18 protein-coding genes and 3 pseudogenes are annotated in these 23,413 nt (G+C 46.4%); 10 read left to right on the top strand and 11 right to left on the bottom strand.

Translation table 11 applies throughout. The features are described 5' to 3' along the window. Positions 1–19: 19 nt before the first annotated feature. From yunB to LCF57_RS16710, 11 genes are all read right to left on the bottom strand, one after another. Positions 20–829, bottom strand: coding sequence for a sporulation protein YunB (yunB, locus tag LCF57_RS16760; RefSeq protein ID WP_226001707.1), 810 nt, complete (start codon positions 827–829; stop codon positions 20–22). Positions 830–962: 133 nt separating this feature from the next. Then, the gene (locus LCF57_RS16755; protein WP_226001706.1) at positions 963–1,895 is read right to left on the bottom strand and encodes an aldo/keto reductase; all 933 of its coding nucleotides are present in this window, start codon (positions 1,893–1,895) and stop codon (positions 963–965) included. Positions 1,896–1,991: 96 nt separating this feature from the next. Then, positions 1,992–2,681 (bottom strand): DNA alkylation repair protein, encoded by a 690-nt coding sequence (locus LCF57_RS16750; protein WP_226001705.1) that lies wholly within the window; start codon positions 2,679–2,681, stop codon positions 1,992–1,994. Positions 2,682–2,706: 25 nt separating this feature from the next. After that, complete coding sequence (locus LCF57_RS16745; protein WP_226001704.1) at positions 2,707–3,324, bottom strand: DNA-3-methyladenine glycosylase family protein; 618 nt, start codon at positions 3,322–3,324, stop codon at positions 2,707–2,709. Positions 3,325–3,395: 71 nt separating this feature from the next. Further along, entirely contained in the window at positions 3,396–4,214 is an 819-nt protein-coding gene (locus LCF57_RS16740; protein WP_226001879.1) for an SPL family radical SAM protein, read from the bottom strand. 2 nt (positions 4,215–4,216) lie between these two features. Beyond that, positions 4,217–4,735 (bottom strand): methylated-DNA--[protein]-cysteine S-methyltransferase, encoded by a 519-nt coding sequence (locus tag LCF57_RS16735; protein ID WP_226001703.1) that lies wholly within the window; start codon positions 4,733–4,735, stop codon positions 4,217–4,219. Next, positions 4,713–5,321, bottom strand: coding sequence for a bifunctional transcriptional activator/DNA repair enzyme AdaA (locus tag LCF57_RS16730; RefSeq protein WP_226001702.1), 609 nt, complete (start codon positions 5,319–5,321; stop codon positions 4,713–4,715). Before LCF57_RS16730 ends, LCF57_RS16735 begins: the two co-directional genes overlap by 23 nt. A gap of 162 nt (positions 5,322–5,483) precedes the next feature. After that, positions 5,484–6,974, bottom strand: coding sequence for an alanine/glycine:cation symporter family protein (locus LCF57_RS16725; protein WP_226001701.1), 1,491 nt, complete (start codon positions 6,972–6,974; stop codon positions 5,484–5,486). Between the two features lie 219 nt (positions 6,975–7,193). Next, positions 7,194–9,083 (bottom strand): beta-glucoside-specific PTS transporter subunit IIABC, encoded by a 1,890-nt coding sequence (locus tag LCF57_RS16720; protein WP_226001700.1) that lies wholly within the window; start codon positions 9,081–9,083, stop codon positions 7,194–7,196. Between the two features lie 246 nt (positions 9,084–9,329). Continuing rightward, entirely contained in the window at positions 9,330–10,160 is an 831-nt protein-coding gene (gene licT / locus LCF57_RS16715; protein WP_226001699.1) for a BglG family transcription antiterminator LicT, read from the bottom strand. Positions 10,161–10,435: 275 nt separating this feature from the next. Continuing rightward, positions 10,436–11,875: a 6-phospho-beta-glucosidase gene (locus LCF57_RS16710; RefSeq protein WP_226001698.1), complete on the bottom strand. Its 1,440-nt coding sequence runs from the start codon at positions 11,873–11,875 to the stop codon at positions 10,436–10,438. Positions 11,876–12,446: 571 nt separating this feature from the next. Between LCF57_RS16710 and LCF57_RS16705 the strand changes: the two genes are divergently transcribed. The 10 genes and pseudogenes from LCF57_RS16705 (at position 12,447) to LCF57_RS16655 (ending at position 23,274) form a co-directional block, all read left to right on the top strand. Next, on the top strand, positions 12,447–13,907 hold the full coding sequence (locus tag LCF57_RS16705; RefSeq protein WP_226001697.1) for an L-fucose/L-arabinose isomerase family protein: 1,461 nt from the start codon (positions 12,447–12,449) through the stop codon (positions 13,905–13,907). Between the two features lie 24 nt (positions 13,908–13,931). Then, complete coding sequence (locus LCF57_RS16700) at positions 13,932–14,777, top strand: transketolase (protein WP_226001696.1); 846 nt, start codon at positions 13,932–13,934, stop codon at positions 14,775–14,777. A 3-nt stretch (positions 14,778–14,780) separates the two neighbouring features. After that, the gene (locus LCF57_RS16695) at positions 14,781–15,716 is read left to right on the top strand and encodes a transketolase family protein (RefSeq protein WP_226001695.1); all 936 of its coding nucleotides are present in this window, start codon (positions 14,781–14,783) and stop codon (positions 15,714–15,716) included. 15 nt (positions 15,717–15,731) lie between these two features. After that, a complete protein-coding gene (gene glpK, locus LCF57_RS16690) occupies positions 15,732–17,273 on the top strand; it encodes a glycerol kinase GlpK (protein WP_226001694.1) in 1,542 nt (513 codons plus the stop codon). Between the two features lie 238 nt (positions 17,274–17,511). Beyond that, positions 17,512–19,457, top strand: a pseudogene (locus LCF57_RS27925) (BglG family transcription antiterminator). 277 nt (positions 19,458–19,734) lie between these two features. Further along, positions 19,735–20,091 (top strand): PTS lactose/cellobiose transporter subunit IIA, encoded by a 357-nt coding sequence (locus LCF57_RS16675; protein ID WP_226001692.1) that lies wholly within the window; start codon positions 19,735–19,737, stop codon positions 20,089–20,091. Then, complete coding sequence (locus LCF57_RS16670; RefSeq protein ID WP_094153746.1) at positions 20,088–20,387, top strand: PTS sugar transporter subunit IIB; 300 nt, start codon at positions 20,088–20,090, stop codon at positions 20,385–20,387. Before LCF57_RS16675 ends, LCF57_RS16670 begins: the two co-directional genes overlap by 4 nt. Positions 20,388–20,518: 131 nt before the next feature. Beyond that, positions 20,519–20,630: pseudogene (locus tag LCF57_RS28225) on the top strand (family 1 glycosylhydrolase); the annotation flags it as partial. A gap of 62 nt (positions 20,631–20,692) precedes the next feature. Next, positions 20,693–21,920 (top strand): annotated as a pseudogene (locus LCF57_RS16660) (PTS sugar transporter subunit IIC). A 73-nt stretch (positions 21,921–21,993) separates the two neighbouring features. Beyond that, on the top strand, positions 21,994–23,274 hold the full coding sequence (locus LCF57_RS16655) for a DUF4038 domain-containing protein (RefSeq protein ID WP_226001691.1): 1,281 nt from the start codon (positions 21,994–21,996) through the stop codon (positions 23,272–23,274). Positions 23,275–23,413 lie beyond the last annotated feature (139 nt).

Raw genomic sequence — 23,413 nt, 5'->3', positions numbered from 1 at the left:
CAGATCTCTCCCCTCTGCTTTATGGCGTTGGAGACTGACGGATGGAATTTTCCTCTTCCTGTACCGCTGGAACACTCTCTATACCGGAATCTGGAGTGCCGCCGCTCTCTATCGTATGTGGAGGTAACGCTAGCTGCGAAGCGGCTGCACCATTTTTACCAATGGGCTTGCCCTGATTGTCATAGTAATACATCGGAACATTGCCCACCACCAGCAAATAAGATACCGGGATTTCTGTCTCCACAATCTGAGGCTGCATCTCAAACGGGATGACTACAGACACCTCCGTCGTAATCCGAATGTACACCTCCACCAAGATCATGTTAATCCCCGCATCCTGTTGACGCGTGTTTAAATCCACCTTGATTGCTCCATGCGGCTCCACCTTTAGAGGAACCTTCGGACCATATGTGGCCAGAAGCGGACTGCCTAATGCCTGACCGATTGGAACGCTCTCCTCAAAATGGCTCATGCTGTTCATTGTGGCCTTGACTGCTTTTAGCGTATCTGACGTAATTCTCATATGCTCCGCATAATTCAGAGAAAAACCGGACGTTCTCCCTTGTGCATCCGTTCTCCATTCAATCAGATGATCAGCCGTCTCGCCCTGCTCTACCTGTGCTGTAATCGCTGAATTGATAGCCTCTGTCGCCATTTGTTTAACTCTCACTTTTGCCAAATGCATCATAGGCGGCTTCAAATGCTGCTCCACATAAGCAGCGGCCTGTATGATCACTACCAGCAACGCCAGTGCCACAATAAAAAATACTCTGCGTCTGCCGCGTCGCCTTCTGTTGGGTCCGCTGTACCATTGCGGTCTTCTCATCATCCGATCCCCCCGCAGCGATGAACTTACCCTACAAGAATATGCGAGGAATACACGAAAAAGAAGCCGCCCGTCCGGCAGCTCCTGTTAATGGAAAATATATGATTGCTGTGAATGTTAATAAGAATCCAGCCTGTTATTTGAAAATATGATCAATCTTGTCGATATCTGCCTGACTCAGTTGGACATTCAACGTTTTCAAATTCTCCAGCACCTGCTCGGGCTTTTTCGCCCCTGGAATGAGTGCATCAATCGAGTCACGCGTCAAATACCATGCGAGCACAACATGAGCCACCTCAGCATGTAATGCATTGGCAATCTGCCGCACCTGCTCCACCTTTTCCAGATTGCGGACAAATGTTTCTCCCTGGAACAATGGATTGTTCGCTCTAATATCCGTGAAGGTTGTATCCTTCGTATATTTCCCACCCAGCAATCCGGCTGCCAGCGGGAAATAAGGCACGAATGAAATGCCATTAGCCTTGGTGTAAGGCAGCAGTTCCTTTTCCGCTTCACGTTGGAGTAAATTATATTCGGATTGAAGCACATCTACATAGCCGTCGCTATTGGCATCCTTCAACTGTTCAATGGAGAAATTAGATACGCCAATCGCTTTAATCTTACCCTCGTCCTTGAGCTTCTTCAGTTCTCCGACCGCTTCTGCCTTCGGCGTTGCTTCATCCGGGAAATGAATATAAAACAAATCAATATAATCCGTTTGCAATCTTTTCAGACTGGATTCGACTGAGTTACGCAAAAATGTCGGTGAGTTGTCAAAAACAACCTCTCCATTCACAAATTTGTGTGCTCCCTTGGTCGCTATCACAACTTCATCACGATTGCCACGTTCTTTCAATACCTCACCAATCAACCGTTCCGAGTGTTCAGGTCCGTAAATAAAAGCTGTATCCAGAAAATTGATGCCGTTATCCAAAGCTGTGCGAACGACCTCTTTGCCCGTTTCATCGTTCAGACCGGAAAAAAGATTATGTCCTCCCACTGCATTTGCACCCAAACCGATTGGTTTTACATATAAATCTGTTTTGCCAATACGCACTTGCTCTGCCAATTCACGTCATCTCCTTTTCGAAAGTTACTTCCATTTTAATATTAGATTCCAAAAAAAGCAAAGTGCGTATTCGGCTGCTGCTCCTATCCTTTAATCCTATTTTCTTTTTCGCTTCATATTACGAATGATCGTTTTGGTTGCCTGATCCACCCGGTATGATTCTGTGATCTTTTGCAGAGCTTTATTGAACGTAAAATCGTCCAATGTACTGTTTTCCAAGTAATGCATCGTAATATCCGGCAGCTTGATATAACAGATGGATATCGCCCATGCTACCGCCATTTGTACATAATAATCCTCACGATGCGTCTGATCCAGTAATTCAAGCACCTGGTTAATATACGGTTCCTCAGTATAAAAATTAAGAAGCATGACCACGCCAAACCGGATTTCATACTCTTTCTTGGAGAATAAATAGGGCTGTATAAACTCCCATACCCGTTCCTTATGATTTTTCGTAAACTTCAATCCGGCACAAAAGCTGTCGCATACTGACCAATTATCAATTCTAGGAACAAACTTGGCGACATAACTTAACGCTTCCTCTATATCCGTTTTCACATAGCCAATAACCATACCCTGCAGCATCACTTCCTCGAAGTATTCACTCTCAGCAGTTTCCAGATAGAGACGCCAATCCCCTTTGGCAATACCCTGAGCCAGTTTGCGCAGCACCGGAAGACGAACGCCCAGTACATTATCGATGGTCGGAAGCAGTGCAGCCGTGAATTTCTGAAAGTCCGTATCTACGTATGACAGTATTTGTTCTCTGATTGTTTTTTCCAATAATCTCCGCTCCTTGATCCTTAAACTAACGAAATGAAATGCTCCACAAGTAAATCGAGGCTATCGATCCATAGGGCGAATAAACTCTTCTATACTCCTCGAACTGATCCTTGGTAAGCGTATCCAGATTGTACAGCTTCATCATTCCCCGCCGGATAGCGATATCACCCCAACTGACAACGTCTGGACGCTCCATACAATTAATCAGCATCATTTCAGCCGTCCAAGGGCCTATCCCTTGCAGCGAGGACAGTTTTTGGATCACCTGCGTATCGGAGAGTTCATATAATTCCTGTAAATCCAGTAAGCCCTGCTCTACCGTTTGGGCTATGTTCAGGATACATATGGCCTTTTTCATGGTTATGCCACAGCTCTGAATATCCTGGGCGGCCTGGATGGCTATATTTTGTGAAGTCATCGCACCTAACTTCTCCTGCATTCTGGCCCATATGGTTTCAACTGCCTTGGCAGAAATAAGCTGTCCAACAATGGCATGAACGAGCGCGGCGAACAGATCGGGAATGACCACCCGTTTCACCTTGCCCATCTGCGACATGGCTGCACCAAGTATGGGATCTGCGTTTTTCAGATATTGGATTTCCTTTTGCCCATAGTCAAAGTTTTTGGTAATTACGGTTTGCATCGGTTCCCCCTCTTCAATCCCTTTGCAGTTTGCTGGTCCTCACCCATTTCATTACATGGGCTGCTTTCATATCAAGGTTCAAATCCTTCCTTGCTCACATAGAGCTGCTCTTCCGGAAAAACATGGAGGAAACGCTCATAAACCTTTTTGTAAGCAGCCGGGTGATACCAGTCTTCCAGCCCCAATGATTCGTAAAACGTACCTATATTTAAGCTTCGTGTCCGCCTTCCCCCACTGCCGTCTCCCATAAAATAATCATCAATACAGACACGGTTAACCAGAGGCAAAAGCTTGTCGGCAAAATGTTCACTGCTTGGAAGCATCGGAGCGATTGTGGCCTGCGCCGGTACTCCTGCTTCTTTTAACAATTGCAATGTTTTGAAACGGGCCTGAATGGGGGGCGCATCCGGTGTGAAATGTTTGCGGATATCCTCGCGATCTGTTTCTAGGGTCATGCTCACCCGTACGCGGCCTTCTAATCGGTGCAGCAAATCAATATCCCGCCGTACCAGTGGACTGCGCGTCTGCACAAACAGGAAATCCGGCGGATCTTCCACCATCACCTTCAGTAATGAACGGGTCACCTCTTCCTTGTACTCGACAGGTTGGTAAGGGTCTGTGCTGGATGACATAAAAATCGTGACTTTCCCCTTCGATTTGGCCCTGCGAAGCTCTTTGCTAAAAATATCTGCAGCCTGATTTTTGATATCTACCCAAGTCCCCCAAGCCTCCTTCCGGAACGTGGAGACTGGCAACTGGCGCACATAGCAATACGAGCAGCCAAAGGTACAGCCTGTATACGGGTTCAACGAGTGTGTATACCCTGACAGGAAGCCTGTCCCTTTATTCAGAAGCGTCTTGGGATTTTTGTAAAAATACTTATTTTTCATCATTAGCCTCGTTCAAGCTGCAAAAGCTTTACCTTCATGTCCAAACCGCCACGATATCCGGTCAAAGCCCCATTTTTGCCGATAACCCGGTGGCATGGAATGGTAATCAAAATCGGATTAGCACCGATAGCAGCTCCCACCGCACGAACAGAGGCAGGCTTTTGGATCGCATGGGCAATGTCTGAATAGGATTGTGTCTCCCCATACGGAATATTACACAGGGCGTTCCAAACCGCCATTTGGAACTCAGTCCCCTGAAAGTCAAAAGGAATGGTAAAGCTTGTACGCTCTCCTTGGAGATATTCAATCAGCTCCTTGGCGTAGGGCTGTAAGGACGCAACGTCCTCGACTAAAGAACTGCCGGGAAACCGATTCTCTGCCCATGAAATCAATTCAGCTACAGGTTGATTGGGCGAGCCTACATAACATAATCCTCCAGATGTAGCTGCAATATATAAATTCCAATCCTCATGGGTCAACAATGACCAATAGATTGTCTTATTCGTTTTTTGATTTGCCATACTGTATACCTCCATTTTGTGCTTGTTTGGATTGGAGCTGACGATATTGCAAAGGAGTGCAGCCCATGTTCTTTTTAAATAACGTAATAAAGTAAGGGGTATTGGACAAACCTACGCTCTTCCCTACCTCAGCCACGGACTTATCCGAGCCAATGAGCTGTTTCTTCGCTTGCTCCAATCGGGTTTTCTGAATGTATTCCATTGGGGTTTTATGCATAATCCGCTTGAAGGTACGGTGTAAATGATACGGGCTTCCATGACTCATCTCAGCAAGAATGCGCAATGTAAAATTTTCCATATAGTGAGAATTCACATATTCTGTAACCCATACTATCCATTCATGATCAGGCAAACGTTGTCCTGTTGGTTTGCACCTTTTGCATGGTCGAAACTGTTCCGCCAAAGCCTGCTCTGCTGTTTTAAATAAACGAATGTTTTCTCTTTTGGGAGGGCGGGATTTGCAGGAGGGACGACAAAATATTCCTGTTGTCTTCACGGCGTACCAAAATACGCCGTCATAAGACTTGTCATTTTCCACAATAGCTCTCCACTTGTCGTCAGTTATAGACAAATTGGATATTGCCATTAAAATCACCTCTCTCGTGCAATGTGGCCTCCACATATCTATGTCTAAATTATAAACCAAATGGTGAACATATGTACCCCTTTTGGAATGTAAAGGCAAGATAACGAAAAAAGATGACTCCAATGGAGCCACCTTTGACTTGATCTTACTTTTCTGTCTTCCTTAGGCTTGAAGCTTGCCCGGTTCAACGGTAATCGCCTTCTCATCAACAGGCTGTTGGTATTCCTTGGACCAATACTCGGCATTGAGAATCCCAACCTTCTCCGGGTCGAACACCGGGTCTAGTCCTTGCTTGCGCTGCCGTTCGTAATCCTTAAGCACGCGGAAGGCTGGTTTGGCCAGCAGAATCATAGCGATTAGATTCACCCAGAGCATAATACCGACGCCCATATCCCCCAAGGTCCACGCCAAGGCTGATTCCTTGACCACCGTTCCGTAGAACGTCGAGCCCAGGATAACCAGCTTTAGGATGAACATGGGCCATTTGGCCTTATGGTCGGAAACGAGATATGCCATATTTGTTTCAGCGATATAATAATAAGAGATAATTGTTGTGAACGCGAAAAAGAACAATGTAATCGCCAGCAGACTGGAGCCGAAGCCCGGAAATACCGACTCAATAGCAGCTTGCGTATATTGGGTCCCCTCTTCAACACCGGGAAGATTTTGCACAATAAAATGACCGCCGGGTCCCTTTACGTTGTACATACCTGTAAACAAAACCATAAAAGCCGTAGACGTACAGACCAAAAAGGTATCTACGTACACAGAAAATGCCTGAACCAGCCCCTGTTTTGCCGGATGGGAGACTTCCGCAGCGGCCGCGGGATGCGCACCAGAGCCTTGACCGGCTTCGTTAGAATAAATCCCCCGCTTTACGCCCCAAGCAATAGCCGTTCCTACCATACCGCCGAACACAGAATCCACACCAAAGGCACTGCGAAAAATCAGCGAAAATACTTCGGGCAACGCAGTAATATTCGTCATCATAATATAGAAAGAAACGAGAATGTAGCCGAGTGCCATAAACGGAATGACAACCTGAGCGACATGGGCAATCCTTTTTACACCGCCAAAAATAATAAGCGCCAGCAAAATGACCAATAGAACCCCTGAGACTTTCATATTCATGCCAAACGAACTATGGAATGCTACGGCAATTGAGTTCGATTGGGTTCCCGGCAAAAGCAAACACATAGCCACCAACGCAACAACCGCAAAAATGACGGCAAACCATTTTAAGCCTGTTCCTTTTTCGATATAAAAGGCTGGGCCGCCACGGTACAGACCATCGCGCTTTACCTTATATATTTGAGCCAGTGTGGATTCAACAAAGGCTGTAGCCGATCCGATAAAAGCCATGACCCACATCCAAAATATCGCCCCCGGTCCGCCCATGCCGATAGCCAAGGCAATACCTGCTATATTACCCGTCCCTACACGACCCGATAGCGCCATTGTAAAAGCCTGAAAGGAGGATACGCCTGCCTCAGAACTCTTTCCTTTGAATACCAAAAGGATCATTTCTTTAAGATGCCTGATTTGGAGGAAGCGAGTCATAATTGAAAATAACAATCCTACTCCCAAACAGACATACACTACTGGATTACTCCAGATGATGCCATTCACTGTCTCTATCCACTTCTCTAGCATTCCTTGCAATTCCCCCCGCTAAATCGATTGCTTTCTAGTCTTTGTTTACAGAAAATTTTCATAATTACAAAAAATTATAGTTCAGTTTTTATCACCGTACAAGTTAATTTAATTGACATATTGTCAATTACAGGTGGGCTTATCGGATACACCAAATGACGACAAAAAAGCTCTGATAATCCGGGAATGTGGATCATCAGAGCTTTGTCCTTAAGTCATTCAGGCAATGCCCTCTTTCTCATTCGGAGCGCTAAACAGTTTTAACAGCAGCTCCTGCTCCCTTACTTGACCTTGGGAGATAGGAAGGATTTCAGTATATTCGGAAGAATTCGTAATGATAACTGGCGTAATCGTAGGATACCCCTCTGCCCTGATTTGCTCAACATCAAACTCGAGCAGCAGATCCCCGGCCTTTACCTGATCGCCTTCTTTGACATAGGAAGTAAAATGTTTACCGTCCAGCTTGACCGTATCTACTCCGACGTGAATCAGAACTTCTGCACCATGATGCGAAACAATCGCAAGCGCATGTTTTTTCTTGAACGCCACCGTAATCGTTCCGTCGAACGGGGCTACAACTCTGCCCGTTATCGGTTGGATGGCAATGCCTTTGCCCATAGCTTCCGAAGCAAATGCAGGATCGGGAACCTCCGACAGAGCGAAGACCGTTCCTTCAATCGGGCTAAGTACCTCTTCATTAGAAACTGAGGTTGTAGGAGTGGATTCTTTAGCCGAATTGTCAGTGGTTTCCTCCTCTTCTACCGGATCTTCAAATCCTAAAATATAAGTCAAAATGGCTGAAACCAGAAATGATACCGTAATCCCTAAAATCAATCCCGGGAAGCCTTGTCCGCCAGGACCGTAAAAGATCGGCAAGGTCAGCAGTCCAGGCGCGCCGGAAGCGAATGCCTGCGTCCCCGCTTGACCGATAATGGCACCACCGATAGCACCACCGATAACACCGGCAATAAACGGGCGCTTCAGCGGCAGCGTAACCCCATAGACGGCCGGCTCTGTGATACCGAATAAAGCGGTAAGTGTAGCGGAACCCGCCAGAGTTTTCAGCTTTTTATTTTTAGTTTTCAGCATGACACCAAACGCTGCGCCGGTTTGAGCAAAGATGGAAGCCGAAGCAGAAGGCTTGATTCCGTCTCTGCCGTTAACAGCAATGTTATTAATGAACACAGGTACAAGGCCCCAGTGAACACCGAAAATAACGAGCAACTGCCAACAAGCACCGAGGATTGCTCCAGCCAGCAGCGGACTAAAGCTGAACGCGGCAACGAGTCCAGCAGCAATCCCGTTACCTACGTACACCCCGACTGGTCCGAAGACCATCAAAGTCAGAGGAAGCATAACTACAAGTAGGATCAATGGTGTAATAAAGTTTTTGACACTCTCATGTATGAACCGGTTGCACACTTTTTCCAGCTTACTCATGACGATGACAGCTAAAATGATCGGAATAACGGTAGATGAATAACTCATCATGACAATCGGAATACCGAAGAAGTTCGTAGGTGTACCTTCCGTTTTCAACGTGACGATGGACGGGTAAAGCAACCCTCCGGCAATGGTCAGGGCAACGAAGATGTTACCACCAAATTTCCGGGCTGTTGTAACCGCTAACAAGAGAGGGAGAAAATAAAACAAGCTGTCAGCTGCAGCAAACAAAATCATGTAGGTAGTCTCTTTCGGATGCAGCCAGCCCAGGTTGCTGGCGATCAGCAGCAAACCTTTCAAAATACCAGACCCTGCCATAACTCCGAGCAGCGGTGCAAAAATACTGGAAATTACATCTATAACGGCGCCAAATCCCTTGTTGCCTTTAGCCGATTTGTCTTCTTGTCCAGTTTCATTCAAAATGTTGGATACTTTGCCGATTGCATTATAAACTTCCGGTACTTTGTTGCCGACGACGACCTGGAACTGACCGCCGCTCTGCTTGACCGTGATGATACCATCGGTTTTTTCCAGCTTTCCTTTGTCTGCTTTTGCCTCATCTTTTAGCACAAAACGCAGGCGGGTGGCGCAGTGAACGAGCGATACTACATTTTTTTCGCCACCTACCAGGTGCACAATTTCTTTAGCCAGTTTTTCATAACTCATGATAGACACCTCCATGTTCTAAGGGGCTTTTTACATATTTAGGCACACAAAAAACCTAAGCCTTGAAAAATGGTGGGCACTTTAGTCCCGCGATTTTTCATGACTTAGGTTTTGCCTGCATAACCAGTAACAATCCCAGTTAAAACTTATTAAATTCCTGTTGTTCTCATAATATATCCAATCTACCATTTTTGTCAACATAAATATTTAACTGCATATTTTAACTCATTTATTAAAAAATTCAGTTTATCTATTTACCACCCGTTCAATATGCACAGTCAGATACAACTTTTCTTCATTCGTCAATTCATGGTTGTATTCTTTACTTACAAAAGCTCCGATTTTCTCGGTACAGGCGGCCGCATCCTTGTGTTTTTCCTTAATCATATCGTACAAATGGTCATAGTTATTTTCGTAGTGATTCCCCTTAAATACGCGCTGGGCGAAAAATTTCAGATGCGTAATAAAGCGGAAATAACTCAGTGAATCCTCATCAAAGTCGACCTTAAAATGATATTTTGCAATATTGATAATTTGCTGGATAAACTTCGTAATACTCATGGTCGTAATGACTTCCTCGTTCATTTCAGCATTCACGATGTGAATCGCAATAAAAGCCGCTTCATCTACAGGCAGTTCAATACCGAGCCTTTGTTTGATTTGTTCCAGCGTTTTCAGACCAATCGCAAATTCTTCTTTATATAGCTGCTTGATTTCCCATAATAACGCGTTTTTGATCTCCAATCCTTCCCGATATCTTTCAACAGCGAAATTGATATGGTCGGTCAAAGAAACATAAATATTTTCGTTCAGCTTTCTGTTCAGATTATGCTTAGCGTCATTAATGATTTCTTCCACAATCTCGATCAAATCAAGCGGAACTTCACGCAGCAGCATTTTGAAGTTTTCGGACGTCTGCTTGTTTTTCAGGGCAAATACCTTCTGAATTCTGGTTTCGTCCACTTTGTCTCCAGGCTTTTTCTTAAAAGCAATCCCACGGCCCATCACCACGAGCTCCGTACCGTCCGTCTGGTAGACACTAATTACATTGTTGTTGATGACCTTTGCTATGTTCATCTCGATCCCCCGTTCCATATGCCAGCAAGAGCCACACCTGTTCCATCCTTTAAATGCAAACAGAAAAAAACCGAAGCACACCAAATAAACAAAGCAATAAGATCTGCTTATTTGTGGCTTAGGTTTTGCCTGCTACGCAGTAACAATCCTAAAAATGATGGAATTGCGTCAAGTATAGCCCGAAGAGGGTCGATTGTCAACGCTTTCATTCAAGAAACAAAGACCGGAAATCCCCGGTAATCCGGGGGGGCCGATCCTATTTTCTTATAAAACGGTTACTCGCCCAGATTCTCTCCGTCAGACTGAATGACGTTTTTGTACCAGTGGAAGCTTTTCTTTTTAATCCGTTTCAGCGAGCCATTGCCTTCATTGTCACGATCGACGTAAATATAGCCGTAGCGTTTTTTCATTTCTCCTGAGGAAGCACTGACAATGTCAATAGGTCCCCAACTGGTGTAACCGATAATCTCGACCCCATCTTGAAGAGCCTCACCCATTTCGGCAATATGCCGCTTGAGATAGTCAATCCGGTAATTGTCGTTAACTTCTCCTTCAGGCGAAACCACATCATTGGCACCAAAACCGTTTTCCACTACGAATAGAGGCTTTTGGTAACGGTCATGCAATTGGTTGGCTGTGATGCGGAAGCCTTTGGGATCGATCGTCCAGCCCCATTCGGACTTATCCAAATATGGATTGGCCACGGAGCCAAATACATTGCCACTGGTCATGTTCTTGACGATTTCCGGGTCTGTGCTGGTCGTCCGGCTCGAATAATAGCTGAATCCAATATAGTCAACGGTATGATTTTTCAGAATGGCTGCGTCGCCTGATTCCATCTCAATGTTTAATCCATGATCCTTGAAGAAGCGCTTCGCATAACCAGGATATTCGCCGCGTGATTGTACATCAATGAAGAAGTAGGACTCGCGGTCTTTTTCCATCCCCTGATACACATCTTCAGGATTGCACGTATACGGATAAAAGCTGCCGGCAGCAAGCATACAGCCAATCTTCGCATCCGGAATGATCTCGTGACACGCTTTTACAGCCAGCGCGCTTGCAACAAGCTGATGATGTGCAGCCTGATACTGAATTTGTTTAACGTTTTCACCTTCTTGAAATACAAGCCCGGCGCCAAGGAAAGGCAAATGGAGCAGCATGTTAATCTCATTAAAGGTCATCCAGTATTTCACTTTATCTTTGTAGCGGGCAAATACTGTTTTGGCATAGGTTTCAAACAGGCCTACCAGTTTCCGGCTGCGCCAGCTTCCATATTTTTCGATCAGAGCTACCGGCACGTCAAAATGAGCGAGGGTAACGACTGGCTGAATGCCATGTTTATGCAATTCGTCGAACAAATCATCGTAAAATTTCAGTCCTGCTTCATTTGGAGTAGCGTCTTCTCCAGTTGGAAAAATACGAGCCCAGGCAATGGAAACACGCAGCGCCTTGAAACCCATTTCTGCAAATAGCGCAATATCCTCGCGATAGTGATGATAGAAATCAATGGCTTCGTGGGAAGGATAGAATTCGCTTTCAAGTGGAGTCAGCGCGGGAACATTCCCTTTCATTATGCTTCTTCTCTTCTCTCCGGTAGGCAGCAGGTCCACCAGACTCAACCCTTTACCGTCTTCCAAATAAGCGCCCTCGGCCTGATTGGCTGCAAGAGCACCGCCCCACAAAAAGTCTTTAGGAAAAACATAACTGGACATAAACGTTCTCCTTCCAAATGTGTGATAAAAGGGATCCTGAAAGGGTGATGAATAATAAAAAAACCCAAACTAGCCTGAGTACACTTGTAGGTGTAAACAAGCCAATTCAGGTTATGCCCTATCGGTAACATCCCATGAAAAGGTTATACGTATTTGTTTGAAACTCTAACAAAGATTTAGGAACCTGTCAAATTCATTTGATATGATAATTCGCTAATTCATCAATATTATCGGCCGTTTACATATATGAGTAAATAGATGCAATAGACAAGTATCTTCCAAGTAAAATTAGTTGTTTAATTTTATAATATCATTTATTTCATTCCCTAAAACTTGGTCAAAAATAATAATATATACGTTTTTTTTCTAAATAAAATATATATGTTTAGTTTTTTTATACAAAATAACTAAACTAAATAACACTTTTTTTATATTTTAGCCAATTGACAGCGGTTTATAGAGGTGATACGATGACTTTGAAAATAAAAATACACATATTTTATTTATATTTAGTTTAGTTTTGTTTAGCGTCATTTTAGTTTATTTACTTCTAGTACAAGGAGAGTTATTAATGAAAAAGCTGAAACTGGGTTATGCGCCTACACGACGATTCACCTTCAGTGCTGAGGATGCATTCCGCTACAAAGTCGCCATTCGCAAACAAATCGAGAGCTTCGGGATGAACATTGACATCGTGGATTTGGAAGGACTTAATGAAGAAGGTTTGCTGTATGACGATCATATTAACGCTGACTTGATTATCAAACGTTTCAAGGAAGAGGAAGTAGACGCTGTTTTCTTCCCCCATTGCAATTTTGGAACTGAGGATACGGTTGCCCGTGTGGGGAAGGCTCTTGGCAAGCCGGTTCTATTGTGGGGTCCACGTGATGAGGCTCCTTTGGCCGACGGCATGAGATTGCGGGATACCCAGTGTGGATTGTTCGCCAGCGGAAAAGTGCTTCGCCGCTTTAATGTCCCATTTACCTATATAACAAACAGTCGTGTGGCTGATCCGGTATTTGAACGAGGCTTTAACAACTTTATCTCGGCCGCCAATGTAGTACGACAGTTCAAAAGTTTACGAATTCTCCAGATTGGCCCTCGTCCTGCTTCCTTTTGGACCATGATCTGCAATGAAGGAGAACTGTTGGAACGATTCGGCATTGAAATTCATCCAATTACGCTGGTAGATATTCAGCTTCGTTCCAAGAAAATCGCATCCGGGAGCAGTGCTGAACTTTCAGAAGCGATTGATTATATCAAAGAAAAGCTGGACTACAGTGAAGTCACCGAAGAAGATATCAGACGAATCGCCGCACTTAAAGTAGCCATGAAATCCTACGCTATCGAAACGGGAAGTACAGCCATCGCCATCCAATGCTGGTCCTCCCTCCAGGAAGCCATGGGCATTATGCCTTGTCTGGCAAATGCTATTTTGACAGATGAACAAATTCCGGTCACCTGCGAAACCGATATTCACGGAGCAATTACATCGGTTATGGTACAAGCGGCTGCGATGAACGAACTCCCCACTTTTTTTGCTGATATTACGGTACGCCACCCTGAGAATGACAATGGAGAACTTCTTTTTCACTGCGGAAATTTTCCGGTATCCATGTCCATTGAGAACAAACCCAAGCTACGCAAGCACTTCCTGTTCGATGATCACGCGCCAGGCACACATGAAGGACAAATCAAAGGCGGCGGCATGACAATTGCTCGTTTTGATGGTGACCACGGGGAGTATTCCATTTTTCTCGGCAAAGCTAAAGGGATTGAGGGACCTTATACCCGCGGCTCGTATGTCTGGGTAGAAGTCAACGACTGGCCGTTATGGGAAGAAAAGCTTGTCAAAGGTCCTTACGTCCATCACTCTGTTGGCATTCACGCTAACGTCATCCCGGCTCTCTACGAAGCCTGCAATTACCTTCCAGGCGTCAAGGCAGACCCGGTCGATCCTACCGAACAGGAAATCCAACGCTGGTTGCGTGGCTCCGATCTCTCTGTCACCAAGCCGAGCATTCTGGTTTAACTATATTATTTCAGGAGGACACTTATGGAAATCCGAGATTTGAAAATCAAAGCCGCACAAATCCGTAAGGATCTGCTCACTATCATTCATCGTGCCAAAACAGGGCATACGGGAGGCTCGCTGAGCAACACGGACATACTCACCGCCCTGTACTACGAAATCATGAATATCGATATCGCTAATCCTAAATGGGAGGAGCGCGACCGCTTTATTGCCAGCAAGGGCCACTCCGTCGAATCTTTATGGTGCATTCTGGCAGACCGTGGTTTCTTCCCCAAAGAAGAGCTGGAAACCTATAGCCAATTCGGAACCCGTCTGATTGGGCATCCGAACAATAAAGTTCCTGGTATTGAGATGAATACAGGCGCATTGGGCCATGGCCTCCCCATCTCAGTCGGCATGGCGCTGGCTGCCAAGCGTGACGGGCGATCCTATCGTGTATTCTGTCTGATGGGTGACGGGGAGCAAGCTGAAGGCTCCAACTGGGAAGCTGCTATGGCAGGTGCCCATTACAAACTGGATAACCTTGTCGGTATCATTGACCGCAACGGCCTTCAAATCAGCGGTACAACCGAGGAGGTTATGGGACTTGAGCCGCTGGAGGAGAAGTGGACTGCCTTCGGCTGGAATGTCATCTCCATTGACGGTAACAGCATGGAAGAACTGGTTCATACATTCCGCAACGTCCCCGAAATTGAAGGCAAACCAACGTTGGTGCTGGCAAACACGCTCAAGGGAAAAGGTGTATCCTTTGCCGAGGGTGTTCCAGGGTGGCATCACCGTATTCCAAACGATGATGAACTTGAACGCGCACTGACTGAACTACAGCAAAAAATAGACGAATTATCCAGGGAAGGACAGGTGAGATAAACAATGAACAAAATCCCAAATCGTCAGGTCATCTGTGAAACACTGCTTAGCCTTGCCAAAGAAGACCGGGATATTATGGTGTTGGCTAGTGATTCCCGCGGCTCTGCTGCTATGGCCCCCTTTGCCGATGCATATCCGGAACAATTTGTGGAGGTAGGCATTGCCGAGCAAAATATCGTCGGTATGTCAGCTGGACTCGCACACAGCGGTAAAAAGCCGTTCGTCACCTCTCCTGCCTGCTTCCTCAGCATGCGTAGTATTGAGCAAATCAAGGTAGATGTAGCCTATTCCGGGACCAATGTAAAGCTGATCGGGATAAGCGGCGGTGTTAGCTACGGCGCACTGGGGATGTCCCATCACTCTGTCCAGGATATTGCTGTGGCCAGAGCGATTCCTGGTTTAATGGTCTTACTCCCCGCCGATCGTCATGAAACTAAGAAAATGACCGAAGCGCTGGTTCAGCATGACGGAGGTGCATATGTGCGGATCGGACGCAATGCTGTTGAGGATGTCTATCCATCCGATGATTACCCGTTCGAGATTGGAAAAGCTGTCACCTTACAAGAAGGGTCAGACATTACCCTGATTAGCGCTGGTGAGACCGTCCGTATCATTCTGGATGCGGCTGAGTTGCTCCAGCAGGCGGGTGTGAGAGCTCGCGTCCTCAATATGCATACAATCAAGCCTCTTGATGAGGAAGCGATCATCGCCGCAGCGCGCGAAACCGGAGGCATTATCACCGTGGAAGAGCACAGTGTATTCGGAGGCTTGGGTGCTGCCGTAGCAGAAGTCGTGGTTCAACATCAACCAGTTCCCATGAAAGTACTGGGCATACCGGATGAGCCAGCGATTGCGGGCAAAACGGCTGAAGTATTTGAACATTATGGGCTTACACCTGGGAATATCAGCAAGATTGTGCTCGAACTGATTAACAAGTAAGGAGCTGTAGCTGTAATGAATATCGAGACCTATATTTTGGCGATCGATCAAAGCACTTCCGGAACCAAAACACTGCTGGTCAATCGGCAGGGCGAAGTGATTACCCGTTATTCTTTGGAGCACAAACAATATTACCCCCGGCCGGGCTGGGTTGAACATGACCCGCTTGAGATATATCACAATGTACTTATTGCTGCGAAAGGCGTGCTGGAGAAAGCCGGGCTTTCTCCTTCCTCGCTGGCCGCAGTAACCATTACGAATCAGCGAGAAACGGCTCTGATCTGGGACCGTTCTACCGGCTTGCCTATCTATAATGCCATTGTATGGCAGTGCCAGCGGACGGCAGAGGTCTGCGTACGGTTGAAAGATGATGGCTATGAAGATATTATACGCTCCAAGACAGGTCTAATGCTCGATCCTTATTTCTCTGCTGCCAAGTTCAAATGGATTTTGGAACATGCGCCTCATGCGCCTCAACTGCTTGCTGAAGGTAAACTGCTTGCGGGAACCATTGACAGCTGGCTGCTATGGAAACTTACGGGCGGTCAAATCCATGCAACCGATTACAGCAATGCCAGCCGTACTTCTCTCTTTAACATCCATACCCTGGCTTGGGATATGAATTTGTGCAACATATTTGGTGTTCCCTCCTCCCTGCTCCCTGAGGTAAAAGCATCCGATGCCTTGTATGGCTATACACAGGAAGCGCAATTATGGGATGAACAAGTAGCTATATCAGGGATAATCGGAGATTCACAGGGTGCACTGTACGGACACCGTTGCTTTGAAACTGGCGACGCCAAAGCGACGTATGGAACTGGAACGTCGGTACTTATGAATATTGGCCCGCAACCTATGCAGGGCGGTGAAGGTCTTGTCACAACGATTGCCTGGGGTGCTTCAGGAAAGGTTACTTATGCATTGGAAGCAGTTATACGCACGACCGGAGACAGTATAAAATGGATAAGGGATAATCTGGGGTTATTCTCATCATTTGAGGAAATGCAATCTATGATCACCGGATTGCAGGACAATGAGGGCGTATATCTGGTCCCTGCTTTTGTCGGTTTAGGTGCTCCCTACTGGAATCCCTCTGCGCGTGCTGCAATTCTGGGCATGACCCGTGGAAACGGCAAAGCGCATATTGTGCGCGCAGCGCGGGAGAGTATCGGGTATCAGGTGAGAGATGCGGTAGAATTTATACGCGAACAATCCGGTGTGCCCCTAACTAGTCTACGTACGGATGGTGGAGCCTCATCTAACAGCTGGCTAATGCAGTTTCAGGCAGATATCCTGGGTACCCATGTTACCCGCTCTACCTGTGCCGAACTGTCTGCAATGGGCTCTGTGTATCTGGGCGGTCTCGGAGTCGGATACTGGTCGGATCCTAAAGGCATCGTCACTGGAAACACCTCTGATCAGAATCTGTATGAGTACTACACTCCTAGCATGGACGAGGTCAGCCGCCAGCGGCTTTATGCAGGTTGGCAGAATGCAGTGCAGATGGTAATACGTTCAGAACAACCGCATACATCATCTTCTCCCGCCAATTGTTGATTCAATCTTCCTCATTTACTTTTGAGTTTACTACAAGCTTCCGGTTATTTTACAGGTGTTACACTTGGAGTAATCGGAGGTTTTTAAATAACCTTAGTTACTTCCTTAGATGCGCAATAAACCAGCTTGCACATTGAATTGAAACCGCTAACATCAGATCGATTGACAACACTACTAATCATACTTAGTTCAGTGTACACTGCATTTATTCTGCTTTACAGAAAGGGGGGTACCTTGAATGAATGCACGCATGGTTTCAATTCTTCAGCACCTGCTGGCTGCCGACGCTCCTGTCAAAAGTGATTATCTCGCCAAATTGATCCAGGTTACTTCACGTACCATCCGCAGCGATATCCGTGAACTGGATGAATTTCTGTCCAAGCACGGGGCAGCAATTGAAGCTGTTCGTTCAAGGGGATATGAACTGAAAATTACGGATAATCGTAGCTTTCGTGCGCTGCTGCAGCAGCTGTTCCTGTCCAGCGAGCCCGATGATCCAGGTTCTCCCGGCTACCGACAATCGTATTTAATAAAGCGTCTCCTGCTCGCTGATCATTATGTGAAGCTGGAAGACCTCGCAGATGAGCTATATATAAGCAAGTCTACGGTGCAAAATGATTTCAAACTGGTTAAACAAACCCTGCAAAGCTACGGAATCACCGTTGACAAACGACCGAATTACGGAGTCAAACTGAAGGGTGATGAAGTTCGGATGCGGTTTTGCTTGTCAGAGCTTATTGTAAGCCGTTCAGAAGAACAAGATGGAATACTTCATGCAGCGCTGCGTATCGTCAGCCCCCGCGAAATGACACTAATCTGCGGAATCATTCTGGAACAGACTCAGAAATATGAAGTGACGCTCTCCGATATCGCCTTCAGCAATTTATCCATTCATATTGCGATCGCCTGCAAGCGTATCCGTGACGGAAACCGGGTAGCTATACTCTCGACGGAAATAGGAGATCTGGGGACACCGATGAATTTCGGGCTGCCGAGCAGATTGCCGAGCTGATCGAAAAGGAATTGCAGCTGTCTTTTCCCGAAGACGAGATCGCCTACATTGCCATGCATCTTGCCGGAAACAAGTGGTTTGTCGGGATTGAAGGACAGCAAATAGAGGACATGAGACCCGAGAAGCTGTTGGACCGGAACATCTATGAACTGGGCAAGGGAATGCTCGCCGAGATCGACAGGGATTTGAACCTGAACATCAGCCGTGATCTGGAACTGCTCATAGGCATCTGCCTTCATCTAAAGCCAGCGCTGAACCGGGTAAAGTACGGGATGAACATCCGAAATCCCATGCTGGATCATGTCAAGAGCAACTATCCTTTGGCTTTTCAAGCGGGTGTCATTGGTGCCAAGCTGATCGAGAGCAAACTGAATATTGCAATCCCGGAAGCGGAGATGGGCTATCTGGCCATTCACATCGGAGCAGCCATCGAAAGACAGCGTATGAACACCCGGCCAAAACGCTGTCTGGTCGTCTGCACTTCAGGAGTCGGAAGCGCCCGGCTGCTCAAGTACAAACTGCAAAGCACTTTTGGCAGCCTGCTTGAAGTGGCGGGTACAACGGAATATTACAAACTTCAGCAGGTTCCCCTGCATGACATTGATTTCGTCGTGAGCACCATTCCCATTCAGCTGCCATTATCCGTTCCAGTCGTGGTGGTGCAGACGCTTCTTGGCGGTAGCGATATGAGCAAAATTGAAGGTTTGCTGGCCGGCGAAGCCGAGTTTGCTTTTCACTACATCCGGGAAGATCTCGTATTTCTGAGACAAAATTTTACCACCAAGGAAGAGGTCATCTCTTTTCTGGGCCAAAAAATATATGCTGAAGGGCTGATCCGCTCTGCCGAAGGCTTTATTGGGCTGGTTCTGGAACGAGAACAAGCTGCACCCACGGCTTACGGAAATTTGGTAGCCATTCCTCACCCTATCATTCCGCAAAGCAATCAAACCGTATGGGCGGTCTGCACCCTTCAACAACCTATCGATTGGGGCGACAAACCAGTGCAATTCATCTGTCTCCTCAGCATTGAAAGAAACGGCAAAGAGCCACCTGCCAAAATGTATAAACATCTCATGGAACTGGTCGACAATTCGGATATAATCCAGCAGATGGTAAAATGCGAAACATACGCGGAATTTTCCAGGATTATCGTTAAATATAAGCTGTATTGATACCAAGCTCCGCAGTGCATCTGGCTGATATTCAAAGAACAGGTGCTGCTTCGGAGCTTTTTGAAATAGAAAAAGTATAAGCTTTACGCTGTATATTTCCCTTATATTTCTACGTGAATCGGATGCTGTCTTTACAGGAAGCTCCCCTCCCTATTCTTTGAGTAATAACGATGAATGAATTTCCGCTACTGGTGGAAAAAGCTTGGGTTTAGGTCTCGGCAGTAAACCTTTACACTGAATCTGTAAGTTAAAGAGAAAAAAGCATGAGGTGAAAGAGATGGATGAGTATCAGGAAATCATAATGGGAATTATAACCAATGCAGGCGTTGCCAAGAGTAAGGCGATGGAAGCGATCGCTCTTGCTCAAAAAGGTCACACACAGCTGGCGGCAGAGCGTCTTGAAGAAGGCAAAGCCGAGTTGGTTAAAGCGCATAAATCACAAACGAGGCTGATTCAACAGGAAGCTGGTGGAACCGTTCACGAAGTCACACTGCTAATGGTGCATGCTCAAGATCACCTTATGTCGGCCATCACAACCAAAGATCTGGCTGGACATATGATTGAGCTTTACGACAGATTGAATCGCTATGAAGAAATCACAAATCACACTTCAATCGGAGGGAACAACGGATGAAACAAATTACACTGGTATGTGCTGCAGGAATGTCTACAAGTATGTTGGTACAGAAAATGCAAAAGTCCGCACAAGCGCAAAACCTTGAGGTTGAAATCAGAGCTACTTCCGAAGGTTCTTTTAAAGAATATGCAGACAAAACGGATGTGCTGCTGATTGGACCACAGGTCGGCTACCTGGAAGATGATTTCAAAGCAAAATATGAACCTAAAGGCATTAAGGTAAGCGTTATCAACACGATGGACTACGGTATGATGAACGGCGAAAAGGTGCTGGGAGACGCGCTTAAGCTGTAAAGCTCAGAGTCAGGTGTTCACCCACCTGTCAGAAAAAGGAGATCCGGCGATATGACATTTTGGCAGCGGCAAAACGGGATTTCATCACTTTTAATTATTACAGCTCTGATACCGTCAAATCCTGCCTTCAGGATAAGCATATTGAGCAATGCCAATTGGCGATCACGGACGAAGTTGAGCTGTTCGGGTACTGTCCTTGGTCCGCCATTGATTTGTCAGCACCATCAGGGAGTAAGCAAACGTTTGGAAGCGTTCTCTAATTTATTATATAAGGGATGAAAGTCTAAAGCAGGAGTTGAATAAATATGGCCAACCAACAAAAACTCTCTCATAAGCTTCAAAAAGTGGCGGGCAAAATTCAGCAAAACCGTTACATGAGCGCAATTTCCAACGGGCTGATGTCCACCCTTCCCTTTCTGATTATCGGGGCATTTTCAACCCTCTTCTCTGCACTTGCTTGGGAGCCATACCAGAATCTCATCGCACCCGTGAAGGGCATAATCGGGTTGGCATCGACGATGACTACCGGCAGCAACCGCTCTTCTCTCTTTTCTGATCGTCACACCGGTTCAGACCTTTGATAAAGTCCGGGCCTTGCCGCTTCAATGGCTTGGCGCACAGGGATTGTTCGTCGCCATGTTCGTCGGCTTGATTGCTGCACGGTTGTATATTGGGATTGTCGACCGCAATTGGACGATCAAAATGCCTGACGGAGTCCCGCCTACCGTTGTCAAAACCTTCTCAGGATTGATCCCGGCCGTCTTGGTAGCACTTGTGTTCGTAATCATGGCCGGTCTGTTCATGCAGACTCCGTTCGGTACGGTTCACGATTTTATCTACACTTATCTTCAAGTACCACTGGAAGGATTGGGCGGATCACTCGGTGCTTTGATTATCGCGCTGATCATTATGCAGGCTCTGTGGATGTTCGGGATTCACGGGGCAATTGTTACACTCGCTATCGTTAAACCGATCTGGATGAGTCTGGATCTGGCTAACCTTGACGCTTTCCAGGCAGGCACTCCGCTTCCGAATATTATCGGGCTGGCTTTTTGGTACATCTATTGCAACTATGCACCGATGCTTGGCTTCGCCCTGCTATTGGTTTTCCTGGCCAAGAGCAAACAGCTTCGCACGATCGGGAAGCTTGGTCTTCCGGGTACCTTTTTCTCGATTCACGAGCCACTGGTCTTCGGAATTCCAATCGTATTGAACCCGTTGCTGGCTATTCCGTTTGTCGTTACTCCAATCGTTTGTGCGGTACTCGGCTATATTGCCACCAACATCGGCTTGTTGCCGACACCAATCGGGATTTATCCGGCTTTCGGCACCCCTATCTTTGCTCTGGGCTTCATCGAGGGCAGCTGGAGACTGGCGGCCGCACAACTGGTGCTAATCCCGATCAGTATGCTGGTCTACTATCCATTCTTTAGAGCGATGGACAAACAGGCTCTGAATAAGGAACGCGAAGCGCAGGAACAATTGGAACAAAAGCAAGCGAGTGAAACCACAGCAAGTCCTGTCATCTCATAATAGAAAAATGCAGAAACGGCGGACGGCAAACGGTCGCCGTTTCTGCCATTACAACCGTTAGGAGAGGAAATTTTTGATTAAACTGAGCATCGCTGAGAACAAACGTTATTTCATTAATGAGGGCACTCCCTTTTTTTATCTGGCCGATACGGTTTGGAGCGCGTTTACCAACATCACGCTGGAGGAATGGGCCTATTATCTGGATTACCGGAAAAGTCAGGGATTCAATGTCCTGCAAATCAATTTGCTGCGCCAATGGGATGCAAGCGGCAGTGATTTGAGCTACGAACCGTTCGCACGTGCCGAGGATGGCAGCTACGATTTCTATACGCTGAACGAAGAATACTTTACCAGAGCTGAGACGATGATAGAAATGGCTGTACACAGAGGCTTTGTTCCTGCACTGGTCCTATTGTGGTGTAATTATATCCCGGATACGTGGGCCGCCAAGCTTCGTGAGGAAAAAAAGATGCCGCTTGAGGCAGTGGAGCCTTATGTTCGTTATGTTGCCGATCGGTTCTCCAAATTCTACCCTATTTATATTATAAGCGGTGACACCGACTTCCCTTCCGAGCGTGCCAACCAATATTACCGGATCGCTCTTCATACCGTAAAGCAGCACAGCCCGCAGTGCCTGACCACGCTGCATATTCAAGGAAGATTAGCAGTATTGCCAGAAGAATTCATCGATAATCCCCATTTGGATTTTTACATGTATCAGTCGGGACATAATTCACAATTTCAACCTTCGGCTTATACACTCGCACTGGATTTCTATAATAAGTCTGTCACCCGGCCGGTACTCAACTCGGAGCCCTGTTATGAGCAGATGGGCTACAGTCGGAAAGTCTATGGCCGTTTCACCCGCGCCGATGTTCGTAAGGCAGCCTGGCAAAGTCTTCTGTCCGGAGCCTCTGCTGGCATAACCTATGGAGCCCACGGTATTTGGAGCTGGCATCGGAAAGGCAAAAAGTTCGGTGTAACCGGGGAGGGATTCGACAGTCCATATGATTGGCAGTCTGCTCTTAAATTTGAAGGAGCATGGGATTATGGATTGGCCAAATGGCTCTTTGGGATGTACGGCCTTACGGATATGCAGCCTTGGAACATTGTACTTAAAAATACGGAAGAAATCCGTGCGGCTGTCACCGCTGATTACACAAAGGTTGCCATTTATGTTCCAACCAACACTGTGTTGAAGCTAGACGTGGACCTTAGTGAATACGATTTTACGGTCATTGACCTGAAGAATCGCCGTTTTGGCACAGCTTCAATCTCTGTGCAAGAGCAAATCACAATCATCGATATGCAAGATTTCGAAGCTGATGTCTTGCTGATCGGCATTAGAAAATAACCGTGATCATTTCCCCCTTATAGGGAACAGACATTGAAACCAGCTAATACTTATCAAGCTTTGCATTCGATGAATTTTAAAATTGCTGATATACTCGTTATTAAACACAGTAAAGGGACCTCGAATTGTCCAAGCTGTT

The sequence above is a fragment of the Paenibacillus sp. BJ-4 genome (genome assembly GCF_020404765.1).
Classification (GTDB): Bacteria; Bacillota; Bacilli; order Paenibacillales; family Paenibacillaceae; genus Paenibacillus.
Note: the sequence above shows the minus strand (reverse complement) of the source record. Positions and strands in the feature narration are given on the sequence as shown.

What these genes read in the sequence shown, in the direction of transcription:
- LCF57_RS16700 (WP_226001696.1), top strand. Translation starts at nt 13,932, where the DNA reads ATGGAAATCCGAGATTTGAAAATCAAAGCCGCACAAATCCGTAAGGAT.
- LCF57_RS16670 (WP_094153746.1), top strand. Translation starts at nt 20,088, where the DNA reads ATGAAACAAATTACACTGGTATGTGCTGCAGGAATGTCTACAAGTATG.
- licT (WP_226001699.1), bottom strand. Translation starts at nt 10,160, where the DNA reads ATGAACATAGCAAAGGTCATCAACAACAATGTAATTAGTGTCTACCAG.
- LCF57_RS16705 (WP_226001697.1), top strand. Translation starts at nt 12,447, where the DNA reads ATGAAAAAGCTGAAACTGGGTTATGCGCCTACACGACGATTCACCTTC.
- glpK (WP_226001694.1), top strand. Translation starts at nt 15,732, where the DNA reads ATGAATATCGAGACCTATATTTTGGCGATCGATCAAAGCACTTCCGGA.
- LCF57_RS16675 (WP_226001692.1), top strand. Translation starts at nt 19,735, where the DNA reads ATGGATGAGTATCAGGAAATCATAATGGGAATTATAACCAATGCAGGC.
- yunB (WP_226001707.1), bottom strand. Translation starts at nt 829, where the DNA reads ATGATGAGAAGACCGCAATGGTACAGCGGACCCAACAGAAGGCGACGC.
- LCF57_RS16740 (WP_226001879.1), bottom strand. Translation starts at nt 4,214, where the DNA reads ATGAAAAATAAGTATTTTTACAAAAATCCCAAGACGCTTCTGAATAAA.
- LCF57_RS16720 (WP_226001700.1), bottom strand. Translation starts at nt 9,083, where the DNA reads ATGAGTTATGAAAAACTGGCTAAAGAAATTGTGCACCTGGTAGGTGGC.
- LCF57_RS16710 (WP_226001698.1), bottom strand. Translation starts at nt 11,875, where the DNA reads ATGTCCAGTTATGTTTTTCCTAAAGACTTTTTGTGGGGCGGTGCTCTT.
- LCF57_RS16745 (WP_226001704.1), bottom strand. Translation starts at nt 3,324, where the DNA reads ATGCAAACCGTAATTACCAAAAACTTTGACTATGGGCAAAAGGAAATC.
- LCF57_RS16695 (WP_226001695.1), top strand. Translation starts at nt 14,781, where the DNA reads ATGAACAAAATCCCAAATCGTCAGGTCATCTGTGAAACACTGCTTAGC.
- LCF57_RS16725 (WP_226001701.1), bottom strand. Translation starts at nt 6,974, where the DNA reads ATGCTAGAGAAGTGGATAGAGACAGTGAATGGCATCATCTGGAGTAAT.
- LCF57_RS16730 (WP_226001702.1), bottom strand. Translation starts at nt 5,321, where the DNA reads ATGGCAATATCCAATTTGTCTATAACTGACGACAAGTGGAGAGCTATT.
- LCF57_RS16735 (WP_226001703.1), bottom strand. Translation starts at nt 4,735, where the DNA reads ATGGCAAATCAAAAAACGAATAAGACAATCTATTGGTCATTGTTGACC.